Genomic DNA, 22,780 nt, shown 5'->3' with positions numbered 1-22,780 from the left:
CCGCCCGGCTCACCGGCCCAGCGGCCAGGCCCGCACCACCTCGTACCTCGGCTGCTCCCCGGGCACCCCGTCCACGGGCAGGTTGCTGCGTACGAGGCTGAGCTCCCCGGCCTCCCAGTGCATCCCCTCGAAGCCCTCCAGCGCCGCCGTGTACGGCGTCAGGTCGGCCGGGACCCGGCTCCGGGCGAGGGTGAGGTGCGGGGTGTAGCGGCGGTGCTCCTCCATCGGCACCCCGGCCCTCCTCGCGGCGGCGTGGGCGCGTTCCGCGAGCAGCCTCAGCGTGTCGAGGTCCCCCGCCGCCCCCGCCCACAGCGCCCGCCCGTCGAAGCGTCCGCCGCCGTGGATCCGGAGCGGGAAGGACTGTGTCCGGTGTGCGGCCCGCTCCAGCCGGAGGTACAGCTCCGGCAGCAGCTCCTCGTCGACGTTCCCGAGGAAGGCCAGGGTGTAGTGCCAGCCCGCCCGCGCGGTCCAGCGGAGGTTCACGGCCCCCGGCAGACCGTGCAGCGGGGCGACGGCCCCGGCCAGCCCGTCCCCGGCACGGCCGGGTGGCAGGACGGCGGCGAAGAGTCTCTGACTGCTCATGCGGAGAGTGTCCCAGCGCTCCCGTGGGAGCCGGGGCCCCCGCCACCCGGGAACGACGATGCCGCCCTCTCCGGCGTGGAGGGGGCGGCATGCGCGGTAGGGCTCAGGCGGCCGTCGCCAGCTGTTCGCGCGGGACGAACCGCACGTGCGGACGGCCCGGGCGCAGGTCGACCTTGAGGCGCAGGCCGCCGACCCGGGTCAGGGCGAAGCCGACGCCGAGCGCGGCCAGCATCGAGACCGCCCCGCCGACGGCCATCCCGGTCCGGGCGCCGTAGACGTCGCTGATCCAGCCGACGATCGGGGCCCCCACGGGCGTCCCCCCGGCGAAGACCATCATGTACAGGCTCATCACCCGGCCCCGCATCGCCGGGTCCGCGGCCATCTGGACGCTCGTGTTGGCGCTGATGTTGGTCGTCAGGCCGATCATGCCGATCGGGACGAGCAGCAGCGAGAAGAGCCAGACGGACGGCGACAGCGACGCGGCGATCTCCAGGACACCGAACAGGGTGCCCGCGGCCACCAGCATCCGCAGCCGCGAGGAGCGGCGGCGGGCGGCGAGCAGGGCTCCGGCCAGGGAGCCGGCCGCCATGAGGATGTTGAAGAACGAGTACATCCCGGCGCCGCCGTGGAAGATCTCGTCCGCGAAGGCGGTCAGCCAGATCGGGAAGTTGAATCCGAAGGTGCCGACGAAGCCGACCAGGACGATCGGCCAGATCAGCTCGGGTCTGCCCGACACGTAACGCAGTCCTTCGCGCAGCTGGCCCTTGGCCCGCTTCACGGTCACGGACGCGTGCAGCTCGCTCGTCCGCATCATGAGCAGGCCGACGAGCGGTGCGATGAAGGACAGTCCGTTGAGCATGAAGGCCCAGCCGCTGCCGACCGTCGTGATCAGCACACCCGCGACGGCGGGGCCGATGAGCCGGGCGGACTGGAAGTTCGCCGAGTTCAGGCTGACCGCGTTGCGCAGCTGCGCGGGGCCGACCATCTCGGAGACGAACGACTGCCGCGCCGGGTTGTCGACGACGGTCACCATGCCGAGCAGGAAGGCGATCAGGTAGACGTGCCAGACCTCGACGACGCCGGAGAGGGTCAGGACGGCGAGTGCGATGCCGCACAGGCCGAGCGCTGCCTGGCTGATGAGGAGCAGACGCCGCTTCGGGAGCCGGTCGGCGATGACTCCGCCGTACAGGCCGAAGAGCAGCATCGGGAGGAACTGGAGGGCCGTGGTGATGCCGACGGCGGCGGCGGACCCGGTGAGGCTCAGGACGAGCCAGTCCTGCGTGATGCGGGACATCCAGGTACCGGTGTTGGAGATCACGGCGCCCGTGGCGAACAGGCGGTAGTTGCGGATCTTCAGCGACGAGAAGGTCCCGCCGGTCTTGCTCTCGTGGGTGGAAGTCGGTGCGGGGGCGGAGTCTGCTCCGGATCCCGTACTCAAAAGGGTTCGCCTCCTCGGGCGTATACGACGTTCGGACTGACGGGTACGTGACCGGGCGGACGCCGCGGGCCGGTGGCCCGCGCGCGCCCCGGGGTCAGAGGTGGGCGAGCTTCTCCAGCACGGGCGCGGCGGCCCGCAGCTTCTCCCACTCGTCCTCGTCCAGGCCCTCGGCGAGGCCGGCCAGCCAGGCGTTCCGCTTGGAGCGGGACTCGGCGAGCATGGCTTCCGCCTGCTCGGTCCGGCTGACCATCTTCTGCCGACGGTCATCGGGGTGCGGTTCCAGTCTGACCAGGCCCTTGGCTTCCAGCAGCGCGACGATGCGGGTCATCGACGGCGGCTGCACGTGCTCCTTGCGGGCCAGCTCACCGGGTGTGGCGGAACCGCAACGGGCGAGCGTGCCGAGCACCGACATCTCGGTGGGGCTCAGCGACTCGTCGACACGCTGGTGCTTCAGTCGTCGACCCAGCAGCATCACGGCGGAGCGAAGGGAGCTCACGGCGGCGGCACTCTCACCGTCGTGGATCAGGTCAGGCATGTTCCTTAGCGTAACTCATTAGCAATGCTAAATACCAGCCGGTGGTACACGCGCGAGAGACTGATCACCCGAACGAGTGAGCATGGGGCGGAAAGCGGCGCGCAGGAGCCATGTGTGCCGCGACCCTGCTTGGCATGGGATCGACAGTGCTCAGCCTGCGCATGGACGGTGAGCTGCTCGACCGGCTCCGCCGACACGCCGCCAGACGCGGCATGAGCGTCCAGGACTACGTGGTCCGGACGCTCGTACGCGACGATTTCGACGAGCGCTTCAACGCCGCCGTCGACGAGACGGAGAAGTTCTACGGGGCGGAGCCCCGTCACGCGGACCCGGCCGACCGGGTCACGTGACGGAGTTCCGCCCCGCAGGGGTGGGGACGTCCGGGCGCGCAGACGTCTCCTGACGTGCTTACGTGAGGCCGAGAGCCGGCATCGCGTAGTAGAAGACGAAGACCGCGGACACCACGTACATGGCCGCCGGGACCTCCCGGCCGCGACCGGCCGCCAGGCGCATCACACTGAAGGCGATGCAGCCGATGCCGATGCCGTTGGTGATCGAGTACGTGAGCGGCATCATCAGCATGGCCATGAAGGCCGGGATGGCGAGCGTGTAGTCGCTCCAGTCCACGTCCCGCACGTTGCCCGCGAGGATCAGGAAACCGACCGCGATCAGCGCCGGGGTGGCCGCCTGCGAGGGAACCATCGTCGCCAGCGGCGTGAGGAACAGCGCCACCGCGAAGAACAGCCCGGTCACCACGCTCGCGAGGCCCGTACGCGCGCCCTCACCGACGCCCGCCGTGGACTCCACGAAGCAGGTCGACGCGGAGGAGGATGTGGCACCACCCGCGGCGACGGCCACACCGTCGACGAGGAGGACCTTGTTGATGCCCGGGAAGTGGCCGTCCTTGTCCATCAGCTTCGCCTCGTCGCCGACGCCGAGGATGGTGCCCATCGCATCGAAGAAGCAGGACAGCAGCACGGTGAAGACGAAGAGGACGCCGGTCAGGAGACCGACCTTCCCGAAGCCGCCGAACAGACTGACCTTGCCGAGCAACCCGAAGTCCGGGGACGCGACGGGGTTGCCGGGCCACTCCGGGACGGTCAGGCCCCAGGCGCCGGCCGGGAGGTCCGCGACCGCGTCGATGACCAGCGCGACGACCGTCATGGCGACGATGGAGATCAGGATCGCGCCCGGCACCTTGCGGACGATCAGCGCGAGGGTGAGCAGCGTGCCGAGGATGAAGACCAGGACCGGCCAGCCGTTGAGGTGGCCGTCACTGCCGAGCTGGAGCGGGACCGTGGTGTGCGCGGCGTCCGGGATACGGGAGACGAAGCCCGAGTCGACCAGGCCGACCAGCAGCACGAAGAGGCCGATGCCCATCGCGATGCCCTTGCGGAGCGACTTCGGCACGGCGTTCATCACCCGCTCGCGCAGCCCGGTCGCGACCAGCAGCATGACGACGATGCCCGCGAGGACGACCATGCCCATCGCGTCCGGCCAGCTCATCCGGGGAGCGAGCTGGAGGGCGACGACGGTGTTCACGCCGAGACCGGCGGCGAGCGCGATCGGCACGTTGCCGATGACGCCCATCAGCAGCGTGGAGAACGCGGCCGTCAGCACCGTGGCCGTGACGAGCTGGCCACCGTCGAGCTGGTGCCCGTACATGTCCTTGGCGCTGCCGAGGATGATCGGGTTGAGCACGATGATGTACGCCATGGCGAAGAACGTGGCGAGACCACCACGGACCTCGCGCGCGACCGTCGACCCCCGCTCGGAGATCTTGAAGTAACGATCAAGGACGCCGTGCGGCTGCTGCGGCATCGGAGGCTGATCGACCGGAGCGGTGGCCGAGGAGGACATGTATGACCTTCAGTCGTGCATCGGGGGATGAAAACCAGTCGCGCTTGGATGTTCATACGAATAAATCGAGTCATCCGTAACCAGATTCAGTATGAATACATAAGCGAAAGATCGCTATCTCCGCGCGTAGATCCTTGGGCCGACTGGCCTGCGACGGGTCCGTCCGGCACCCCACTAAGCTGATCCCATGGAGAAGTGGACACCCAAGCACGAGGCACCCGAGCCCCTGGAGGGCCCCGTCGTCGCCACCGTCACCGGCGGCACGATCCTCTGGTTCGTCCTCTTCGTCGTGCAGGTCCCCTTCTACGGCTGGTTCGACGACCGCGGCCACGCCTGGTGGATCTGGGTCTGCCTGGCCGGCGCCGGTCTGGGCCTGATCGGCATCTGGTACGTCCGCGGACGCGACGCCGCGATCAAGCGGGCGGCGGCTCAGAGCTCGGCCGAGGAGTCCACGTCCGGCGGCACGCACCACTGACGCCCGGCCGCCCGGCGGGGCGGGACAGCGGGCCCGGCGAACGACAGCAGGCGCGGCGGCCCGGCGTACGACAGCAAGGCTGCCCACGGCCCCGTGTACGCCGTGGGACGGACGGCCCGGCGTACGACCGTGGGACCGTCCCGGTCCTCCCCCGGTCGGATCTTCCGGCACCCGGCGGGTGAATCGCCCCGTCCGCCCGTACGGTCGGAATCATGACGCAGCGGGCACTCGACTCCTCCGGTGAGCAGCCGGACCCCACGAAGAGCTCTCCCGCGCCCGCGCCTCCGGACGGGCTGAGCACCGCGGAGGTCGCCGAACGGGTCGCGCGGGGCGAGGTCAACGACGTACCGGTCCGCTCGTCCCGCTCGGTCAGCGAGATCGTCCGCGCGAACGTCCTCACCCGCTTCAACCTGATCATCGGCGTGCTCTGGGTGATCATGCTGCTCGTCGCGCCGATCCAGGACAGCCTCTTCGGCTTCGTGATCATCGCCAACACCGGGATCGGCATCGTCCAGGAGTGGCGGGCCAAGAAGACCCTGGACGGCCTCGCGGTGATCGGCGAGGCGAAGCCGACCGTGCGCCGAGACGGCGCCTCCGCCGAGATCTCCGTCTCGGAGATCGTGCTCGGCGATCTGGTGGAGCTGGGGCCCGGGGACAAGGCCGTCGTCGACGGCACGGTCGTCGAGGCCGACAGTCTGGAGATCGACGAGTCGCTCCTGACCGGCGAGGCCGACCCCGTGATCAAGCGGCCGGGCGACCCCGTGATGTCGGGCAGCTTCGTCGTCGCGGGCGGCGGGGCCTTCACCGCCACCAAGGTCGGGCGCGAGGCCTACGCCGCACAGCTGGCCGAGGAGGCGTCCCGCTTCACCCTCGTGCAGTCGGAGCTGCGCAGCGGCATCAGCACGATCCTCAAGTACGTGACGTGGATGATGGTGCCGACGGCGACCGGGCTGATCATCAGCCAGCTGGTCGTCAAGGACAACAACTTCAAGGACTCGGTCGCCCGCACGGTCGGCGGCATCGTCCCGATGATCCCCGAGGGCCTGGTCCTCCTCACCTCGGTCGCCTTCGCGATCGGCGTCATCCGGCTCGGCCGCAAGCAGTGCCTCGTGCAGGAGCTGCCCGCCATCGAAGGGCTGGCCAGGGTCGACATCGTCTGCCTGGACAAGACCGGCACCCTCACCGAGGGCGGCATGGACGTCACCGAGGTCCGCCCGCTGAACGGCTCCGACGAGGGCTACGTCCGCCGCGTCCTGGGCGCCCTGGGCGCCTCCGACCCGCGGCCCAACGCGAGCCTCCAGGCCATCATCGACGCCCACCCGGACGGCGAGGGCTGGGGCGTCACCCAGGCCATGCCCTTCTCCTCGGCCCGCAAGTACAGCGGCGCCGCCTTCACCGAGGGCAACGGCGACGCGTCCGCGTGGCTGCTCGGCGCCCCCGACGTGCTGCTGTCCGCCGACGACCCCGCCCTCGCCGAGACCGGCCACCTCAACGAGCAGGGGCTGCGGGTGCTGCTCCTCGCCAGGGCGCGGGGCGCGCTGGACGCCCCCGACGCCGCCTCCGGTGCCCTGCCCACCGCCCTCGTCGTCCTGGAGCAGCGGCTGCGGCCCGACGCCGGGGAGACCCTGGCCTACTTCGACGACCAGGACGTCGCCGCGAAGGTCATCTCCGGCGACAACGCCGTCTCGGTCGGCGCGGTGGCGCAGAAGCTGGGGATGCCGGGTGCCGAGCGTGCCGTGGACGCCAGGCGGCTGCCCGACGACCGGGACGACATGGCGACGGAGATCGAGCGGAACGCGGTCTTCGGCCGGGTCACCCCGCAGCAGAAGCGGGACATGGTCGCGGCCCTCCAGTCACGCGGGCACACGGTCGCCATGACGGGCGACGGCGTCAACGACGTGCTCGCCCTGAAGGACGCGGACATCGGGGTGTCGATGGGCTCGGGCTCCGAGGCGACCCGTGCGGTGGCCCAGATCGTGCTGCTGAACAACAGCTTCGCCACGCTGCCGTCGGTCGTCGCCGAGGGCCGACGGGTCATCGGCAACATCACCCGGGTCGCCACCCTGTTCCTGACGAAGACGGTCTACTCGGTGCTGCTGGCGATCCTGGTGGTCTGCTTCCAGGTGGAGTACCCGTTCCTGCCGCGCCACCTCACGCTGCTGTCCACCCTGACGATCGGCGTCCCCGCCTTCTTCCTGGCGCTCGCGCCCAACAAGGAGCGGGCCCAGCCGCACTTCGTACGCCGGGTGATGCGGTACGCCGTCCCGTCCGGGACCATCGCGGCGGCGGCCACCTTCGCCACGTATCTGCTGGCCCGTCACCACTACGCCGGTACCGGCGCGCTGGAGGCGGAGACGAGCGCCGCGACGCTCACCCTGTTCCTGGTGTCGATGTGGGTCCTGGCGATCATCGCCCGCCCGTACACCTGGTGGCGGATCGCCCTGGTGGCGGCGATGGGCCTGTGCTTCCTCATCGTGCTCGCCGTGCCGTGGCTCCAGGACTTCTTCGCGCTGAGGCTGGTCGGCACGACCATGCCGTGGGCGGCGGTGGCGATCGCGGCGGCCGCGGCGGCCGTCCTGGAACTGGCCTGGAGGCTGGTCGGCCGCCGCTTCCGCCCGTGACTACTTGACGTCGACGAAGTCACCCGCGGTCGTGACGGCCGGGGTGGTGGACGTGCCGGCGAAGCTGTAGCGCCAGTAGCCGTCCTCCACGGCCTTGACCGTGGTCTTCAGCGAGCCGGTGCTGTTGGTGTTGATGGTCTTGACGGTGGTGTAGGTGCTGCTGGCCTTCTTGCGGAACTGGAGCTTGACGGGCTGCACGGTGTAGCCCATGTAGGTGCCGTTCTCCCAGTTGGCGCGCGACAGCTTGCCGGTGGCCGTGATGGTCGCGCCCTTCTTGACGGGCTCCGGCGCGGCGTTGACGGTCAGCTTGGAGAGTCGCTGGACCCGGGCCGTGGCCTGGTAGTCGTTCCACGCGACCGAGGTCAGGTCGCCCGCGAGCGCGCCCGCGGTGACCTTCCAGGTGCCGGCCAGCAGGTTCTTGTACAGGTCGTAGCCGGGGTAGGCCGTGATCGTCATGGAGCAGGTGGCGGTCGTGGCGCTGGAGTTCTTGCAGGTCGCCGCCTCCTCGTTCGGGAGCAGCACCCCGTCGAGACCCTCGTCCAGGTTCGTGCCGTGCCAGAGGTCGATGTAGCCGTCGACGATGCCGGACGGGTGCGAGGCGGTGACGGAGACGGTGAACGTCTTCGCTGCCGTGGTGCCGACGACGACGTCCTTGCCGCCGTTGACGACGACCTTCGAGATGACGGGGGTCGCCACCGCGGCGCGCGAGACCGCGCGAGGCGCCTTGGCCCCGGTGCCGAACACGTCGGCCGCGGTGGGCTTGTCCAGGCCCGGAACGGCCTGGTCGCCCGCCTGCGCCGCCGGAACGGCGAGAGCGGACAGAGCCAGGGCGCCGGAGAGAGCGGCGACAGTGGCACGCATACGCATGTGTTCCCCAGGTGGAGAAGGGGGCCCGCGGCAAGTCCCGCGTCCGACGGTCCCCATGTGGTCGGTGAGTCTGCTGACTCCACAGACAGAGACTGTTCACACGCGTGAAGGGTTGTGCCCATTCGGCGACTTTTATGTGAAGATCACATCACCCGCCAGGCTGACGGGCTGTGCTGAACAGGCAGGCCCTCCACGGACCTGCGCCCTAGCTTCCACACACGGCCGCCTCCGGCAGGAGCGTGCCCCGGAGGAGACACGGATGCTCGACCCGCTCACCGGAGTCATCGCCGTCGGAATCGTCGGAGCGGCCTCGGCGTTCGCCGGTGACCGCCTCCTCCGCAGACGCAAGCGCGCGTTCCAGGACCGCTATGGAAGTTACGAGGGGTTCCGGGGCCAGGTCGACGCGGACGAGGTCCGCGCCGTACGCGACGCGCGAGGAGACGTCGCGGCGGTCAAGGCCGTCCGCGACCGCCACCCCCTCGCCTCGCTCACCCACGCGAACCGGTACGTCAAGGAGCTGTGAGGCGGGGCGCCGGGTCCGCTCAGTCGAACCAGCGGTCCCGCGCCAGCTCCTCCGTGCGGGACGGGTCCTCCAGCAGCGCGGCCACCTCGAAGCGGCGCGGCCACTGCCCGGCCGCCCAGGCGAGACCTGCGGCGACCCCCTCCAGCGTGGAGGCGTGGACCACCCCGTCGGGCGTGCGGCGCCAGTCCAGCTCGACGCCGCCGGCCCGCAGTTCGCCGTGCTCGATGTAGGTGTCGGGCGTCCCGGCGCCGAGCAGGGCGCGCACGGAGTCCGGCACCTGGTGCTCCTCGCCCTCCGTCGTCACCACGGCTTCGACGCTCTCGCCGAGCCGCCGCACCTGGAGCAGGTCCGCCAGCTCGGCCGCCCGCGCCGGAGCCACCGGCAGCAGCGGGAGGCCGCCGGTCAGCGGCAGGAGGTCGGGGGCATCGGCGATCACGACGTCCGCCGCGTCGGCGACCCGCACCTCGTCGTCCACGACGGCCCGCAACTCGTCGGGCAGCGTCACCTGTTCGGGGTCCAGCTCGGCGAGCGCCGTGTAGAGCGAGTGCAGCTGCACGGGGCCGACGGGACGATCCTCGTCCGCGAGGCGCCCCAGCAGTTCGGCCGCCCCGCCCGGCTCGTCCAGGAGCGCGGCCACCGAGGTCCGCACGCCGAGGGCGCGCAGCACCTGCGCGTCGTCGAAGCCGGTGGCGTCCGCGGAGTCGTACAGCCCCGCCAGTCGCGGGTCGCCGCCCGCCGCGCGCAGTCCGGCAGGGCGCCGTCCGTCGAGCACGGGGTGATCGCGCAGCCACCACGCGGTGTAGGGGCGTACCGACTGCGTCGTGCCGTCCGGGAGCAGCACCCGCACCGGCTGGGTCAGCGCGTCGCGCAGCGGAGGGCGGGCCAGCATCGCGAGCGCCTGCGGCCAGGCGTCGTCGTCGACGAGGTCCAGGTCGCGTACGGCGACGAGCTCGGTGGCGACCGGCGGTACCGGGGAGTCCGGGAGCTGGTCCAGCACGTCCTCGCACCAGACGTCGACGGCGTCGAGCAGGCCGGCGTCGTCGGGCTCGGCGAAGTCGCTGTCGCGGGGCTCCAGTTCGTCCGGATCCAGGACGACGTCGGCGGCCCGTACGAGCGCGAAGGTGGCCAGCACCCCACAGGCGGTCAGGGGCTGTTCGCCCCAGCGTTCGGCCAGCCCGGCGTCGCAGAAGGCGAGTTCGCCCTCGCGCATCACCTGCGCGAACGGGCTGTCCGGCAGCACGAGCTCACCGGCGGGCGCCGGTTCACCGTCCTCGTCGGGCAGAGCGAGCGCACCCAGCCAGGGTTCGTCGCCGGGCGTGAGGTCCGCGTCCCGCACGAGCGTGAGGACGGTGTCGGCGAGCTCGTCGCCGTCCAGGGCGTCCTCGTCCCAGATCTCCCCCGCGTCCAGCGAACCGGCGACGGCCGCCCGCACCTGAGGGGTGGTCAGGACGGCGCGGGGCGTGGCGGGCAGCGCGCCGAGCTTCTCCAGCAGGGGGTGCGCGGCGTCCGGGTGGGCCACCTTCAGCCCGAGGCGGGCCAGCCGGTCGAGGACGGGCGAGGTCAGCGCGTCCGGCAGCGGCAGGAGGACCTGGCGGGGGCCGATGGTGGTGCGGGGCGCGTCCGCGGAGCCCGCGAGGGGCACCGGCAGGCCGGAGAGCCGGTCCGGGTCGACACCGGCGAGGCTGTCGTACAGCCGCCGCCACCACTCCGGGTCACGCTCCAGGCCCGCCAGCCGGTCGACCGCCTCCGTCAGCGGGACCCGGGCGACCCCGAGCGTGCGCAGCTCCGCCCGGCGTTCGAGACCGGCGGGCAGCAGGCAGGGAAGGACCTCGGCGAGGACCCGTACGGTCTCGGCGCCCACGCCCTCGACCACCTCGGCCTCGACCGGGCGCAGCGCCGTCGTGTCCCGGCGCGGGGCACCGGTGCCGTCCCAGTCGTCCCACTGGCCCGCCGACTCGGCCGGGTCCCGGGGAGCCGCCGGCTCCAGGAAGGCGACGCGGGGCAGCCGCTCCAGGATCGCGGCCCGCAGGGCGCCGTCGAGCGGCCCGTTGCCGAGCGCCCCCGGCACCAGGGCGATCGTCGCGACGGAGACGGGTTCCCACCCGGCGAGCAGCTCCGCGTAGGCGTCGGCCGCGCGCTGCACCAGGAAGTCGGTCAGCGGGCCGGGCGCGGGGTGCCTGCGGGCGGTGTCCAGCGGCAGCGAGGCGATCAGCAGCGCGGGGACGCCGAGGGGTTCGTCGGTGGGGGTCGGGGCGTGCACGACGGGCGCCGTACGGGGGTGCTGGGGCGCTCCGTCCTCGTCCACCGGCACGGCCCACGTCACGGACCAGTGCGGCCGGAGCCGCTCCTCGACGGGCCGGTCGGCCAGCAGGGCCGGCTCCAGGGGTCCCTGGTCCGCGACGGTGCGCCACCGGTGCAGGCCGCGCACGGAGTCGTCGATGTGCGTGTACGGGCCGTCCTGGGAGCGGCGCAACGTCCGGACGCCGTCGGGGGTTTCGATCACGAGCTCGTCGAGGCCGGGCAGCGTCAGGAGCAGTGCGTCGTCGACGCCGTCGAGCAGCCTGCCCACCAGGTCCTCGGCGACACCGTCACGGAGGGGCAGGACGACAACGGTGTCGTAACCGTCGGGCGCCGTGCCCTCGGCGGGCAGCGGCAGCCGGAGCAGCGGCACATGGCCGTCGCGGCGGCGCAGTTCGTCGCCGAGACCGGGGCTGCCGACGGACGCCTGCCGTGCGAGGTCACGGGCCTCGGCGAGAGACCAGCGGACACCGCCGTGGCGCCCGATCACGGCGGGCTCGTCGCTGACGGCCAGCACCGCGGCGAAGCCGACGCCGAAGCGGCCGACGGACGATTCGTGGCCCTCGCGCTTGGCGGAGGCGCGCAGGGTGCTCAGCGACTCCACGCCGGTCGCGTCGAGGGGGGCACCGGTGTTGGCGGCGGCCAGGACCGCGGGACCGTCACCGCCCTTGCCCTCCGCGGCGTGCAGGGTCAGCCGGAGGCGTCCGGGGACGCCGGCGCGCGCGGAGGCGTCCGCGGCGTTCTGGGCGAGTTCGACGACCAGGCGGTCGCGGTAGCCGCCCAGGGCGAGGTCCTCCTCGGCGTTGGCGTCCTCCCGGAAGCGGGCGGGGCCGGCGCCCCAGGCGTCGAGCACGCCGCGCCGCAGTCGCGCCGTCCCGAACGGATCGGCCCCCTCGGTCGCATTCATGCCCACGCTCGTACTCCGCTCTTCCGGTGACCCGTGACGCCCAGTGTGCGCCCGAAGGTACCGCGACCGGGAACCACGCCCGCGCCCCGCACCGGGCCACGGCCGCGCGCCCCCGCCCGGGGCGTCGTCCGCAATTCACCGGAAGGGACGGAATCGCCCGGAGGGAGCTCCGGCGCACCCGGACGAGGAGAAGGACCGGGGCAGGACCGCCGCCGGGGCGCGGGTGCGCCCCGGCGGCGGGCAGGAGCGTCAGGAGTGGCCCAGGTCCTCCGTCGAGCCGTCCGGCCGGAACGGGACCGAGCCCGAGTCGTCCGCGGGACGCAGCGGGTAGTCGTCCACCTTCATCGTGTCCAAGGCGTGCGGCGCCGGTTTGGGCGGTTTCGGCATGACCGCCGCCTCGGAGTGCCCCCCGCAGCCGTACGACAGCGAGACCACCCGGCCGTCCGCCGGGGCGAACTCGTTCGCGCAGACCCCGAAGGCCTGCTTCAGGGACCCCGCCATCGGCACCAGGAACGCGCACGTGACGCAGGACGCGGGCGCGGCCTGCGCCATGGGTGTCCTCGCGCCGAACTCCTCGTCCCACCGGTCCGCCGCCTGACCCAGGCCGTACCGGGACAGCACCCGCGCACGCCGCGTGCCGAGCTCGTCCGCGACCGAGGCGATCGAGCCCCTGCTCGTCGCGGGCAGCGTGGTGAGCTCCGCGTCCTCGGTGTCGGCGAGAGCGGCCAGCTCCTGCGACACCTCGGAGACGGCGGAGTTCGGCAGGGGCTCGTCCTCGCCCGTCCAGCCGGGCTCCAGGCGCGGGTCCTCCGCCTCGGTGGGCAGGAGGTCGCCGGGCCCCATGTCGCCCGGCCGCAGGCGCTCGCTCCAGGGCACCCACTCGGGGGCCAGGAGCGCGTCGGAGCCGGGCAGCAGCACCGTTTCGTCAAGGGTGACGTTCTTGGCGCGGGAGGCCCTGGCGACCGTCACCGCCCAGCGCCAGCCCCGGTAGCCGGGCTCCTTGGACTCGAAGTAGTGGGTGACGACCCGGTCTCCCTCGGAGACCAGCGCCACGTGCTCACCCACCACTCCGGGCGCGGCGGCCTCCTCGGCCGCCGCGCGTGCGAGGTCTACCGCCTCGGCGCACAGGCGGTCGGGGGCGGGGGTACGGGCCGTACGGCTTCGCGTCGTCGCAGCACTCACAGGTCTCGCTTCTCTCCATACGCCGTCTCACGAGCGCGCCAGCAGCCCCATCGATGTCCGATTTCGGCCATGACAGTTGTGAGCGGAGCGGACCTGGGGGCCGCGTCGACGTCCACACCCGTTGTGCCTGCCTCGGGCGCGCCTTCTGCCACCCATTCTGCGGGATCGCGGAGAGGCGCGCGGCCAAGAACAACCGCCGGTGGCGCGTGAGTGCACGCTACCCTCTCCGCCGCCCCACGCCCACCTGCCCGTCCCAAAGTGGACCGGAACCCTTCCGGAAAGCCCCCCGATCCGCTCCGGACCGAGCCGGATCCGCCCGGGATCCGCCCGGGACCGATGGTGCATCCCGGCCATCTCCCGCCCGGGGACGACTCACCCGACGGAGCGCCCCCGCGCCACGCCCCGGCCCGATCATGGGTTCGTGACGGCGGGGGGTGGGGCACTATGACCACGTGGCTGCCGCCAGGTCGTCCGACGGATCCGGTCCGCTCCGCAGGGCGGGCCGGGCGATGGGCCGTGCCCTGCGCGCCCCGTTCACCGGCACCGCGCGAGCAATCCGCAAGGCGACCCACGCCCACGGGGCGGGCGAGTCCGGCCTCGGCAAGCTGATCGAACTGCACGCGGTCAACGGCGCGGGCGACGTCATGATCACCGTGGCGCTCGCCTCCACGGTGTTCTTCTCCGTACCGACCGACGAGGCACGCGGGCGCGTCGCCCTCTACCTCGCCGTCACGATGGCCCCCTTCACCCTGCTCGCCCCGGTGGTCGGCCCGCTCCTGGACCGGCTGCCGCACGGCCGCCGCGCCGCGATGGCCGGCGCGATGTTCGCCCGTGCGGTGCTCGCGATCACGATGTCGGGCGCGGTCGCCACGGGCGGCCTGGAGCTCTATCCGGCGGCCCTCGGCGTCCTGGTCTGCTCGAAGGCGTACGGGGTGGTGCGCAGCGCCGTCGTCCCCCGGCTCCTCCCGCCCCGCTTCTCCCTGGTGAAGGCGAACTCGCGGGTCACCCTGGCCGGGCTGCTGGCCACCGGCATCGCGGCTCCGATCGGGGCGGGGCTGCAGACCATCGGATCCCCCTGGCCGCTCTACGGCGCCTGCGCGATCTTCCTCGGCGGGACCGTCCTCGCCTTCACGCTGCCCCACAAGGTCGACTCCGCCAAGGGCGAGCGCAAGGCCCGCCTCGTCGTCCCGCACGAGGAGGCGGCACGGGCCCCGCTCCCCCGCACCCCCAAGGGCGGCAGGGGCGGCAGCACGCTCCGGAGGAGGCGCGGGCGGGAGAAGCCGCCGGGGCTGCGGTCCGTCGGCCCGTCCGTCCTGCACGGTCTCCAGGCGAACGCCGCGCACCGGGCGCTCTCCGGCTTCCTCATCTTCTTCCTGGCGTTCCTGCTGCGCGAGCACCCCCTCGCCGGGCAGAGCGCCGCCGTCTCCCTCGGCATCGTCGGCGTCGCCGCGGGCACGGGCAACGCGTGCGGGACCGCGGTGGGCTCATGGCTGAGGGCGCGCGGCCCCGAGGTGATCGTCGCGACGGTGCTGGGGCTGGCCCTGGGCGTCGCCGTGCTCGCCGCGGTCTTCTTCAGCACGGTGATGGTCGCCGCGCTGGCCGCGGTCGCCGGATTCACCCAGGCGCTCTCCAAGCTGTCGCTGGACGCGATGATCCAGCGCGACGTGCCGGAGGAGGTGCGCACGTCGGCCTTCGCCCGGTCGGAGACGCTGCTCCAGATGTCCTGGGTCGTCGGCGGGGCGATCGGCATCGCGCTCCCCCTCAACGGAGTACTGGGCATGTCGGTCGCGGCCGGGCTCCTCGCCCTCGGTGCGACCGCCTCCGTACGGGGCCTCCTGGGGGCCGCCCGGCGCGGCTCACCGCACCCCCGCGTGGCGTGAGCGGCACCGACCGATAACCTTCGGCGCATGACCGTTGCGTTCTTCTCCGGTAAGGGCCGTCGAATCGGCGTCGCTCTTGGTGCCGTGTCCGCGGGACTCCTTGTCCTGTCCGCCTGCGACAAGCCGACGCCGCTCGCCACCGTGACGGTCGGCGACAACTCGGTGAGCACCGAGGCCGCCTGCTACAACGACGGCGACGCCCTCAAGGAGTCCGAGATCCAGGGCTGCCTCAACAAGAAGGCGGAGAAGTCCGTCGAGGTCGCGATGGACGACAAGGTCCACTTCGGTGTCGACCCCGAGGTCGCCGACCACGGCTGGACCCTCTTCATCAACGGCCAGCAGGCCGAGCAGGAGCCGTACAAGAAGACCTACCGGACCATCCCCGGCAGCGCCTTCTTCGCCAGCCAGACCGGCGAGAGCACCGCGTCCAAGACGCAGGTCAGCATCGTCGAGACCAAGGGTCAGAAGCTCACGGGCGTCTGGCACTTCCAGCTCAAGAAGACCTCCTGACCCCCCTGACTCCAGGGACCACCGCTGTGCGTGTGCTCGTCGTGACCGCCGTCCCGGCCGAAAGGGACGCGGTCACGCGTGCGTTCGGGGGTGAGCCGGAGGTGCACGAGGTGCCGGGCGCCGAGCTGCACCGGGCCGGGCCCTACGACGTCCTCGCGGGGGGTGTGGGCCCGGCCGCAGCGGCCGCCGCCACCGCCTGCGCCCTCGCCCGCGCCCCGGAGCCGTACGCCCTGGTCGTCTCGGCCGGGATCGGCGGCGGCTTCGCGCCCGCCGCACCGGTCGGCTCCCTCGTCGTGGCCACCGGCATCGTGGCGGCGGACCTGGGGGCCGAGACCCCGGACGGCTTCGTGCCCGTCACCGGTCTCGGCTTCGGCCGGGACACCTTCGTGCCGCCCGCGCCCCTCGTACGGGACGTCGCGGAGGCCACCGGCGCCGTGCCGGGCCCCGTCCTCACCGTCTCCACCGTGACCGGCAGCGCGGCCCGCACCGCCGCGCTGCTGGCCGCGCACCCCGGAGCCGTCGCCGAGGCCATGGAGGGCTTCGGCGTCGCGGAGGCCGCCGACCGGTTCGGTGTGCCGGCGCTGGAGCTCCGGGCCGTCTCGAACGCCGTGGGGCCGCGCGACCGCGAGGCCTGGCGCATCGGCGACGCCCTCGCGGCGCTCACCGAGGCGTTCGGGAAGACCGCACCCGTAGTGGAAGGTTGGACCCCGCATGACCGACTCGGCCGACACCGTGACTGACACCCCGAGCACCGGCGCACCGCTCCCCGCGCTGCGGATCGCCTTCTCGCCGTGCCCGAACGACACCTTCGTCTTCGACGCCTGGGCACACGGGCGGGTCCCCGGGGCCCCCGCGCTCGACGTCACCTTCGCCGACATCGACCTCACCAACGGCATGGCCGAGCGCGGCGAGTTCGACGTGCTCAAGGTCTCCTACGCCGTCCTGCCGTGGGTCCTCGACGAGTACGCCCTGCTCCCGTGCGGCGGCGCCCTGGGGCGTGGCTGCGGACCGCTCGTCCTCACGAAGGAGCCGGGCACGGACCTGACGGGGAAGACCGTCGCCGTGCCGAGTGAGCGCTCCACCGCCTATCTGCTGTTCCGGCTGTGGGCGGCCGAGGTCGTGCCGGGCGGCGTGGGCGAGATCGTCGTCATGCCGTTCGACGCGATCATGCCCGCGGTGCGTGACGGCCGGGTGGACGCCGGGCTCGTGATCCACGAGGCCCGCTTCACCTATCAGAACTACGGGCTGCACAGCCTCGCCGACATGGGGCAGCACTGGGAGTCGACCACCGGCCTGCCGATCCCGCTCGGCGCGATCATCGCCAAGCGCTCGCTGGGCCAGGAGACCCTGGAGCGCCTCGCGGCGTCGGTCCGCGCCTCGGTGCGGATGGCCTGGGACGACCCGGAGCGCTCGCGCCCGTACGTCCTGGAGCACGCCCAGGAGATGGACCCGGCCGTCGCCGACCAGCACATCGGTCTCTACGTGAACGAATTCACCGCCGACCTCGGCGAGAGCGGCTACGCGGCGATCCGGGGCCTGCTGACCCGGGCGGCGGCCGAGGGCCTCGTCCCGGCACTGGCCCCGGACGCGTTGTCCGTCACCGGGCGCTGACCCCGCGCCTCCTCCTCCACGGGCAGCTCACGGGTGCAGTCCCGGACCAGTGCGTGGAAGGAGAAGCGGGCGGCGGCGTCCTGCCGGATCAGATTGTTGTCGAGCAGGACGTCGACGAGCTGCTCCGCGTCGTCGGGGCCGAGGCCGGTGACGGCCGCGGCCCTGTCCAGGTCGAAGGAGGCCGCGGGGTGCAGGCTCAGAAGCCGGCTGTACCGCCGCTCCGCAGGGCTCAGACGCAGGTACGACACACGGAGCAGGGGCATGAGGTCGCGCTCGGCGGTCCGCAGGCAGCGCATCCGGCTCGTGGTGCCCGTCAGACGGGTGACGAGGTCCCCGGCCCTCATCGCGGGCCGGTCCCGCAGCCGGGTCGCGGCCATACGGACGGCCAGGGGCAGATGCCCGCACAGCTCGACCGCGCGCGCGACCTGGTCCGGCTCCCGGGCCGCCCGCTCCTCCCCCGTGATCCGGCCGAACAGGGTGACGGCGTCCTCCTGCGGCATCACATCCAGTGACAGCGGGACCGAACCGTCCAGCGCGGTGAGCCTGCGTCGGCTGGTCACGAGCACTGTCACCCCGCCCGTGCCGGGCAGCAGCGGGCGGATCTGCCCGGTGTCCAGCGCGTCGTCGAGGATCAGCAGGCTGCGCCGGCCCGCCAGCCTCGACCGCCACAGGGCGCTGCGCGGCGCCAGTCCCACCGGGAGCGCGTCCGCGGCGATCCCGTCGGCCTGGAGGAGCGTACCCAGGGCCTCCTCGGGCGTCACCGGCCCCCGCAGCGGGCTGAAGCCGTGCAGCTCGACGGCGTACTGCCCGTCGGGGTGGTCCGGGGCGAGCCGGTGCCCGGCGTGCACCGCCAGGACGGTCTTGCCGACGCCGGCCGTGCCGTCGACCGCGACGACCCGTGGCGCGCCGGCGCCGCCCCGCCCGACGGCGTCCAGCAGACGGCGCAGGTCGGTGGTCCGACCGGTGAAGTCGGGCAGGTCGCGCGGCAGGAAGTTCCGGCCGGCGGGGCCGGAAGCGGCGGGTGCCCCGGCCGGGGGCGCGGGCATCTCGCCCTCCCGTCCGGTCGTGTCGTGCCTCACCGCGCCGTGGACGGCCGGGGAGTCCGCGAGGATCTCCGCGTGCAGGGCCCGCAGCCCGGAACCGGGTTCGAGTCCGAGCTCCTCCGCGAGGTGGCGCCTTCCCTCGTCGTAGACCGCGAGGGCGTCGGCCTGGCGACCGCTGCGGCAGAGCGCGGTCATCAGGCTGCCGCGCAGGGCGTCCCGCAGCGGGTACCTCGCGATCAGAGCGTGCAATTCACCGACCAGCGAACTTCCCTCCCCCGCCCTCAGGCGCAGGGCCATGAGGTCCTCGATCGCGGTCAGCCGCTGCTCGTCGAGCTTCACCGCGGCACCGAGGACGGCGGAGCACTTGATCCCGACGAAGGCGTCGCCGCGCCAGAGGTCCACCGCCGACTGGAGCAGTCGGACCGATTCGGTGAGGCGCCCCTCCCGCTCCGCCGCCTTGGCCGCGCGGACCCGGCAGGTGAAGAGGTGCATGTCGAGGGCGCCGCCGGGGACGGTGAGCCGGTATCCGATGTCCGCGGTGACCAGGCTGCTCCCGCCGCCCACCGGCAGGATGCGCCGCAGGTCGTGGACCGCGTTGTGGACCTGTGTACGGGCGGACGACGGAGGGGTGTCCCACAGCTCGTCCACCAGGAAGTCCACCGGGACCACCCGGCCCGCGCCGATCAGGAGCAGCGCGAGGAGCTTCTGCTGCCGCATGCCCCGTACGGGCACGACTTCGCCGGACCGCCGCATCTCCAGGGAGCCCAGGACCAGGAATTCCGTCATGCCCGCCACCACCGCACATCGACTCGGTTCGGTGCCCGGCCGGAAGCCGCGTCCGGGCTGTGTACGAGAGCCGCGGTGAACGCGGCCACGCCGGACCGTCAGTCCCAGCCGGTGGTCTCCTCGCCCGACTCCGCGGTGCTCAGGCTTCCCGCGGCGCCGGCGGGCGGAGTGGCGGACGCCTGGGTGTGGGCCGAGACGGCGGTGAGTGCGCAGAACAGCAGGCCGGCCAGTGCGACGGTCCGTCTGGTCCGGCGTGCGACGCGGAAGGAAGACTGCGACATGGGATCACTCCTGCGTGAAGGGGACGTGGAGGTTGCCGGCGGGCCCCTGGCGAGGTGTCCCGTCCGACATCGAAGAGTCTTGTCGCCCCGGGGGGTGATCGACTAGCCTTCCCCGCCTTCCGCATCCGTCCATCGCATATACCGTCCAGGATCCCCGGTGGACCGGACCATCTCGTCGAAGACCGGCGGCACGAGGGCGCTGGAGCAGCTGGTGATGCGGGCGCGGCTGAGGGCCGGCTCCGCCTCCAGCACGCGTTGCGCCACGGCATACGCAATCCGCTCGGACTCGACGACCGTGACGCCGTTGACCCAGAACCCCATGGTCAGCTCTCCGCCGCTCCCGGGGTGCGCGCTGATGTGCTCCACCGCCCCGCCGGGCGCGACATGGCGGAGGAACACCTGCTTGACCCCCGCGAACTGGGCCGTTCCTTGAGGGAGTTGCAGCCGGACGTGTACCAGATTCATCAGTTCACCACCTCGGTGCGTAGCCGGGGGACCGCCGGCGGCCGACCCCCGAAAGGCCCTCGAAGGGCCCGATTGGCCTGCTGCGCAAGGGCGTTCGCGCTTTAGGCAACGTTTACGGATGCGGACCCTCCAGGCTGTTCCGATCATGCTTAGATTGAGGCCGAATGTCTTTGCATGGGGGGAGAGACAGTCGGGTGCTGGAGATTCTCGGGCTGGACGAGATCTGCGAAGCCGTCTACAGAGCTGTCCTCGCGTATCCGCAGGTGGAGCTCGCGGAGTTGGGGGAACGGCTCCGGATCTCCGGAGTGAAACTCCGCCAGGCGCTGGACCAGCTGAGCGAGTTGGCACTGATCCGGCCGATCGCCGGCCAGCCGTCGCACTTCCGCGCCGTCAATCCGGAACTGGGCATCCAGACCGTCATCGCCCAGCAGGAGGAACGCCTCGCCACGGAACAGCGGCGGATCGAACAGATCCGTCGGACGGCCGCACAGCTCTCCGCCGACTTCACCGCCACCCGGCTCGACAAGCGGATCGAGGGTGTCGAGCGGCTGGACGGCATCGAGGAGATCCGGGACCGCATCGCCCTGCTCGTACGCGACGTCCGCGTCGAGATCATGGCGTTCGCCCCCGGCGGTGCCCAGAGCGAGGCAAGCATGGAGGCGGCCAAGCCGCAGGACCAGCAAGTGCTGGAGCGCGGTGTCCGGATGAGGACGCTCTACCTGGACAGCGTCCGCCACAACCCGGCCACGCTGTCCTACGCGAAGTGGCTGTCGGGTCTGGGGGGCGAGGTCCGCACGACGCCGTCCCTGCCGGTCCGGATGATGGTCCTGGACCACGGGACGGCGATCGTGCCGGTCGACGGCGGCGACAGCTCCGCCGGCGCCCTGGTGCTCAGCGGCTGCGGAACCGTCACCGCGCTGTCCGCCCTCTTCGAGAGCATCTGGGAGCAGAGCGTCCCCCTGGGACAGCCCGCCAGCCGGGAACGGGACGAGCACGACCTCACCCCCCAGGAGGCCGAGGCGCTGCGCCTCCTGGGCCAGGGCCTCACCGACGAGGCGGTGGCCAAGCGGCTCGGGGTGTCCCCCCGTACCGCCCGACGCATCGCCGCGGACCTGCTGGAGAAGCTCGGCGCCCGCAGCCGGTTCCAGGCGGGCGCCAAGGCCGTGTCCAGAGGGTGGCTGACCGGCGCGGAGTGAGCTCCGGGCCACTCCCGGCGCACCCGCCGTGGCCGGGCCGCCGGCCGGCCCCGGGTGGTGTGCCACCCCGGACCGCCGGCTCCCGCGGCGCACGGCGGCCGTACCGCACCTCACGCCCGCCATGCCCTCACGCGTCCTGACCACGCCGACGGTGCTCCCTGCGGTCCGCAGCGAACAGCGCGAGAGCGGGCACGAGGGTGAGCGCGTAGATGCCGATGAGCCAGCCGAAGGAGTGGGCGAAGGCCCCCGGCACCAGCCCGTGGCGGTCCTCGGCCGCCTGCTGCAGCACCACGGTGACGACGGCGACGGCGACCGTGCCGCCGATGCGCTGGACGAGGTTCAGCTGCGCAGAGGCATCCCCGATGGACTCGGGGCGGATCGACTGGAACGCCCTGGTCATGGCGGGCACGATGGTCAGACCGGTGCCCAGCCCCCGCACGGCGAGCGTGGCGCACAGCAGGACGTAGGAGGTGTCTCCGCCGACTCCGGCCAGCGGGAGTGTCGCCAGCATGGTCAGCGCGATACCGATCACCACGGTGCCGCCGCCGCCCACCTTCTTCATCAGGACCCGGCACAGCCATGCGGCGGTCACCACGCCCACCCCCGCCGTGGACATCAGCAGTCCGGTGGTCACCGCCGACTCGCCACGGGCACTCTCGAAGTACAGGGGGATCAGCATCATCGGCGAGTAGAGGATGAACCCCAGACAGAAGACATTCACCACGGCCATCGTGTACACGCGGTTGCGGAACAGCCGCAGGTCGAGCAGCGGGAACGGGGTGCGAAGCCCGCGCACCACGAACACCGTGCCGCTGGCCAGGGCGAGCAGCAGCGGCAGCAGGAGAACCGTCCGCAGGGCGATCCCGTGGTCGGTGAACTCCTTGATGGCGAGCACGGTGCTGACGGTGCAGACGGCGGAGGAGAGCAGCCCCACCACGTCGAGCGGCTTCGGGATGCGCTCGCCCGGCGCGTCGCCGCGGACCCAGCGCGCGGTGACGCACAGCAGCGCGGCGCAGAGCGGGATGTTGATCGCGTACACCGCGGGCCATCCCCACGCCCCGACCAGGAGACCCCCGACCGTGGGGCCGAGCAGCGGGCTGATCAGCATCACGCTGCCGTTCAGCGCCTGGACGCGGCCCAGTTGCTCACGGGGCACCCCTCGGGTGAGCAGGATCGTCGACACCGGGGTGAGCACGCCGGCGGCCGCTCCGGACACACCGCGTGCGGCGACCAGTTCGGGCAGGGTCTGGCTGAGCGCGCAGGCGGCCGACCCCAGGGCGAACAGGACGGTGGCGCCCATGAAGACGCGCTTGACGCCGAATCTTCCGGCGAGCCACCCGGTGGCCGGCATGCAGGCGGCGAGCGCGATCAGATAGGCCGTCACCACCCACTGGACCTGGTCGAGCGAACCGAACCTGGCCGTGGTGTCGTGCAGCGAGACGTTGACGATGGTGGTGTCGAGCAGGGCGAGGAAACCGCCGGTCACCGCTGCGGCGATCGTCCCGAAGGCCGGACCCCGCGTGCCGGGGGCGGCCGGCTTCCCCTCGGGGGCGGGCTGCTCCCCCGCCGCGGGTGCGGGCTGCTCCCCCGCCGCGGGTGCGGGCGGGCCCGTCGGTGGCGCCTGGTCCGCGGGAGCGGCCGGACCGGCCGGGATCACCGGGTCCACCGGAGGACTCGACACGTCCGCATGGGTCTGGTTGGTCATCGACATGGGTGCGTC

The 22,780-nt window shown here is 72.5% G+C and carries 20 protein-coding genes; 9 read left to right on the top strand and 11 right to left on the bottom strand.

What is annotated here, in order from left to right:
- Positions 1-9 precede the first annotated feature (9 nt).
- From thpR to B9S57_RS17205, 3 genes are all read right to left on the bottom strand, one after another.
- Complete coding sequence (gene thpR / locus B9S57_RS17215) at positions 10-582, bottom strand: RNA 2',3'-cyclic phosphodiesterase (RefSeq protein ID WP_103516459.1); 573 nt, start codon at positions 580-582, stop codon at positions 10-12.
- A 103-nt stretch (positions 583-685) separates the two neighbouring features.
- The gene (locus B9S57_RS17210) at positions 686-2,020 is read right to left on the bottom strand and encodes an MFS transporter (protein ID WP_103516458.1); all 1,335 of its coding nucleotides are present in this window, start codon (positions 2,018-2,020) and stop codon (positions 686-688) included.
- Between the two features lie 94 nt (positions 2,021-2,114).
- Positions 2,115-2,555 (bottom strand): MarR family winged helix-turn-helix transcriptional regulator, encoded by a 441-nt coding sequence (locus tag B9S57_RS17205; protein ID WP_103516457.1) that lies wholly within the window; start codon positions 2,553-2,555, stop codon positions 2,115-2,117.
- A gap of 134 nt (positions 2,556-2,689) precedes the next feature.
- Between B9S57_RS17205 and B9S57_RS17200 the strand changes: the two genes are divergently transcribed.
- Positions 2,690-2,905 (top strand): hypothetical protein, encoded by a 216-nt coding sequence (locus tag B9S57_RS17200; RefSeq protein WP_181011376.1) that lies wholly within the window; start codon positions 2,690-2,692, stop codon positions 2,903-2,905.
- Between the two features lie 58 nt (positions 2,906-2,963).
- Here the strand turns inward: B9S57_RS17200 and B9S57_RS17195 are convergent, their stop codons facing one another.
- Entirely contained in the window at positions 2,964-4,415 is a 1,452-nt protein-coding gene (locus B9S57_RS17195) for an NCS2 family permease (protein WP_103516456.1), read from the bottom strand.
- 187 nt (positions 4,416-4,602) lie between these two features.
- Here B9S57_RS17195 and B9S57_RS17190 point away from each other — a divergent pair, with 187 nt between their 5' ends.
- Positions 4,603-4,890 (top strand): DUF2530 domain-containing protein, encoded by a 288-nt coding sequence (locus B9S57_RS17190; protein ID WP_103516455.1) that lies wholly within the window; start codon positions 4,603-4,605, stop codon positions 4,888-4,890.
- 212 nt (positions 4,891-5,102) lie between these two features.
- Positions 5,103-7,511, top strand: coding sequence for an HAD-IC family P-type ATPase (locus tag B9S57_RS17185; RefSeq protein ID WP_103516454.1), 2,409 nt, complete (start codon positions 5,103-5,105; stop codon positions 7,509-7,511).
- Here the strand turns inward: B9S57_RS17185 and B9S57_RS17180 are convergent, their stop codons facing one another.
- Positions 7,512-8,378, bottom strand: coding sequence for a DUF5707 domain-containing protein (locus B9S57_RS17180; protein ID WP_103516453.1), 867 nt, complete (start codon positions 8,376-8,378; stop codon positions 7,512-7,514). It abuts the gene before it with no gap.
- A gap of 259 nt (positions 8,379-8,637) precedes the next feature.
- On the opposite strand from B9S57_RS17180, the gene B9S57_RS17175 reads away from it, so the two are divergent.
- Positions 8,638-8,901, top strand: coding sequence for a hypothetical protein (locus tag B9S57_RS17175; RefSeq protein WP_103516452.1), 264 nt, complete (start codon positions 8,638-8,640; stop codon positions 8,899-8,901).
- 19 nt (positions 8,902-8,920) lie between these two features.
- Here B9S57_RS17175 and B9S57_RS17170 read toward each other — a convergent pair whose 3' ends face one another.
- Both B9S57_RS17170 and B9S57_RS17165 read right to left on the bottom strand, forming a co-directional pair.
- On the bottom strand, positions 8,921-12,106 hold the full coding sequence (locus tag B9S57_RS17170; protein ID WP_103516451.1) for a sacsin N-terminal ATP-binding-like domain-containing protein: 3,186 nt from the start codon (positions 12,104-12,106) through the stop codon (positions 8,921-8,923).
- A 249-nt stretch (positions 12,107-12,355) separates the two neighbouring features.
- Entirely contained in the window at positions 12,356-13,288 is a 933-nt protein-coding gene (locus tag B9S57_RS17165) for a DUF3027 domain-containing protein (protein WP_181011375.1), read from the bottom strand.
- A 452-nt stretch (positions 13,289-13,740) separates the two neighbouring features.
- Here B9S57_RS17165 and B9S57_RS17155 point away from each other — a divergent pair, with 452 nt between their 5' ends.
- From B9S57_RS17155 to B9S57_RS17140, 4 genes are read left to right on the top strand one after another with little or no spacing between them, the layout of a single operon-like run.
- A complete protein-coding gene (locus B9S57_RS17155) occupies positions 13,741-15,168 on the top strand; it encodes an MFS transporter (RefSeq protein ID WP_103516489.1) in 1,428 nt (475 codons plus the stop codon).
- Positions 15,169-15,195: 27 nt separating this feature from the next.
- Positions 15,196-15,678, top strand: coding sequence for a DUF2771 domain-containing protein (locus B9S57_RS17150; protein WP_103516450.1), 483 nt, complete (start codon positions 15,196-15,198; stop codon positions 15,676-15,678).
- Between the two features lie 26 nt (positions 15,679-15,704).
- A complete protein-coding gene (locus B9S57_RS17145; RefSeq protein ID WP_103516449.1) occupies positions 15,705-16,418 on the top strand; it encodes a futalosine hydrolase in 714 nt (237 codons plus the stop codon).
- Positions 16,390-17,289, top strand: a complete 900-nt coding sequence (locus B9S57_RS17140) for a 1,4-dihydroxy-6-naphthoate synthase (RefSeq protein ID WP_103516448.1) — start codon at positions 16,390-16,392, stop codon at positions 17,287-17,289. Before B9S57_RS17145 ends, B9S57_RS17140 begins: the two co-directional genes overlap by 29 nt.
- On the opposite strand, the gene B9S57_RS17135 is transcribed toward B9S57_RS17140, so the two are convergent.
- The 3 genes from B9S57_RS17135 to B9S57_RS17125 all read right to left on the bottom strand — a co-directional run bounded on the left by B9S57_RS17135 (position 17,196) and on the right by B9S57_RS17125 (position 19,864).
- Positions 17,196-19,118 carry a BTAD domain-containing putative transcriptional regulator gene (locus B9S57_RS17135; RefSeq protein ID WP_103516488.1) on the bottom strand — a complete coding sequence of 641 codons (1,923 nt, stop codon included), beginning with the start codon at positions 19,116-19,118 and terminating at the stop codon, positions 17,196-17,198. The genes B9S57_RS17140 and B9S57_RS17135 overlap by 94 nt on opposite strands.
- A 98-nt stretch (positions 19,119-19,216) precedes the next feature.
- On the bottom strand, positions 19,217-19,399 hold the full coding sequence (locus tag B9S57_RS17130) for a hypothetical protein (protein ID WP_103516447.1): 183 nt from the start codon (positions 19,397-19,399) through the stop codon (positions 19,217-19,219).
- 102 nt (positions 19,400-19,501) lie between these two features.
- Entirely contained in the window at positions 19,502-19,864 is a 363-nt protein-coding gene (locus B9S57_RS17125; RefSeq protein ID WP_103516446.1) for a hypothetical protein, read from the bottom strand.
- Between the two features lie 194 nt (positions 19,865-20,058).
- Between B9S57_RS17125 and B9S57_RS17120 the strand changes: the two genes are divergently transcribed.
- Entirely contained in the window at positions 20,059-21,060 is a 1,002-nt protein-coding gene (locus tag B9S57_RS17120) for a LuxR family transcriptional regulator (protein ID WP_181011374.1), read from the top strand.
- Positions 21,061-21,187: 127 nt separating this feature from the next.
- Here the strand turns inward: B9S57_RS17120 and B9S57_RS17115 are convergent, their stop codons facing one another.
- A complete protein-coding gene (locus tag B9S57_RS17115) occupies positions 21,188-22,771 on the bottom strand; it encodes a DHA2 family efflux MFS transporter permease subunit (RefSeq protein ID WP_219818567.1) in 1,584 nt (527 codons plus the stop codon).
- Positions 22,772-22,780: the final 9 nt, after the last annotated feature.

Source organism: Streptomyces sp. SM10 (assembly GCF_002910915.1).
Lineage (GTDB): Bacteria > Actinomycetota > Actinomycetes > Streptomycetales > Streptomycetaceae > Streptomyces.
Note: the sequence above shows the minus strand (reverse complement) of the source record. Positions and strands in the feature narration are given on the sequence as shown.

Excerpts from the sequence above, each read along its gene's own strand:
- B9S57_RS17150 (WP_103516450.1), top strand. The coding sequence starts at position 15,196 with ATGACCGTTGCGTTCTTCTCCGGTAAGGGCCGTCGAATCGGCGTCGCT.
- thpR (WP_103516459.1), bottom strand. The coding sequence starts at position 582 with ATGAGCAGTCAGAGACTCTTCGCCGCCGTCCTGCCACCCGGCCGTGCC.
- B9S57_RS17125 (WP_103516446.1), bottom strand. The coding sequence starts at position 19,864 with ATGAATCTGGTACACGTCCGGCTGCAACTCCCTCAAGGAACGGCCCAG.
- B9S57_RS17135 (WP_103516488.1), bottom strand. The coding sequence starts at position 19,118 with ATGACGGAATTCCTGGTCCTGGGCTCCCTGGAGATGCGGCGGTCCGGC.
- B9S57_RS17185 (WP_103516454.1), top strand. The coding sequence starts at position 5,103 with ATGACGCAGCGGGCACTCGACTCCTCCGGTGAGCAGCCGGACCCCACG.
- B9S57_RS17205 (WP_103516457.1), bottom strand. The coding sequence starts at position 2,555 with ATGCCTGACCTGATCCACGACGGTGAGAGTGCCGCCGCCGTGAGCTCC.
- B9S57_RS17175 (WP_103516452.1), top strand. The coding sequence starts at position 8,638 with ATGCTCGACCCGCTCACCGGAGTCATCGCCGTCGGAATCGTCGGAGCG.
- B9S57_RS17115 (WP_219818567.1), bottom strand. The coding sequence starts at position 22,771 with ATGTCGATGACCAACCAGACCCATGCGGACGTGTCGAGTCCTCCGGTG.
- B9S57_RS17195 (WP_103516456.1), bottom strand. The coding sequence starts at position 4,415 with ATGTCCTCCTCGGCCACCGCTCCGGTCGATCAGCCTCCGATGCCGCAG.
- B9S57_RS17140 (WP_103516448.1), top strand. The coding sequence starts at position 16,390 with ATGACCGACTCGGCCGACACCGTGACTGACACCCCGAGCACCGGCGCA.
- B9S57_RS17200 (WP_181011376.1), top strand. The coding sequence starts at position 2,690 with ATGGGATCGACAGTGCTCAGCCTGCGCATGGACGGTGAGCTGCTCGAC.
- B9S57_RS17130 (WP_103516447.1), bottom strand. The coding sequence starts at position 19,399 with ATGTCGCAGTCTTCCTTCCGCGTCGCACGCCGGACCAGACGGACCGTC.
- B9S57_RS17190 (WP_103516455.1), top strand. The coding sequence starts at position 4,603 with ATGGAGAAGTGGACACCCAAGCACGAGGCACCCGAGCCCCTGGAGGGC.
- B9S57_RS17180 (WP_103516453.1), bottom strand. The coding sequence starts at position 8,378 with ATGCGTATGCGTGCCACTGTCGCCGCTCTCTCCGGCGCCCTGGCTCTG.
- B9S57_RS17170 (WP_103516451.1), bottom strand. The coding sequence starts at position 12,106 with ATGAATGCGACCGAGGGGGCCGATCCGTTCGGGACGGCGCGACTGCGG.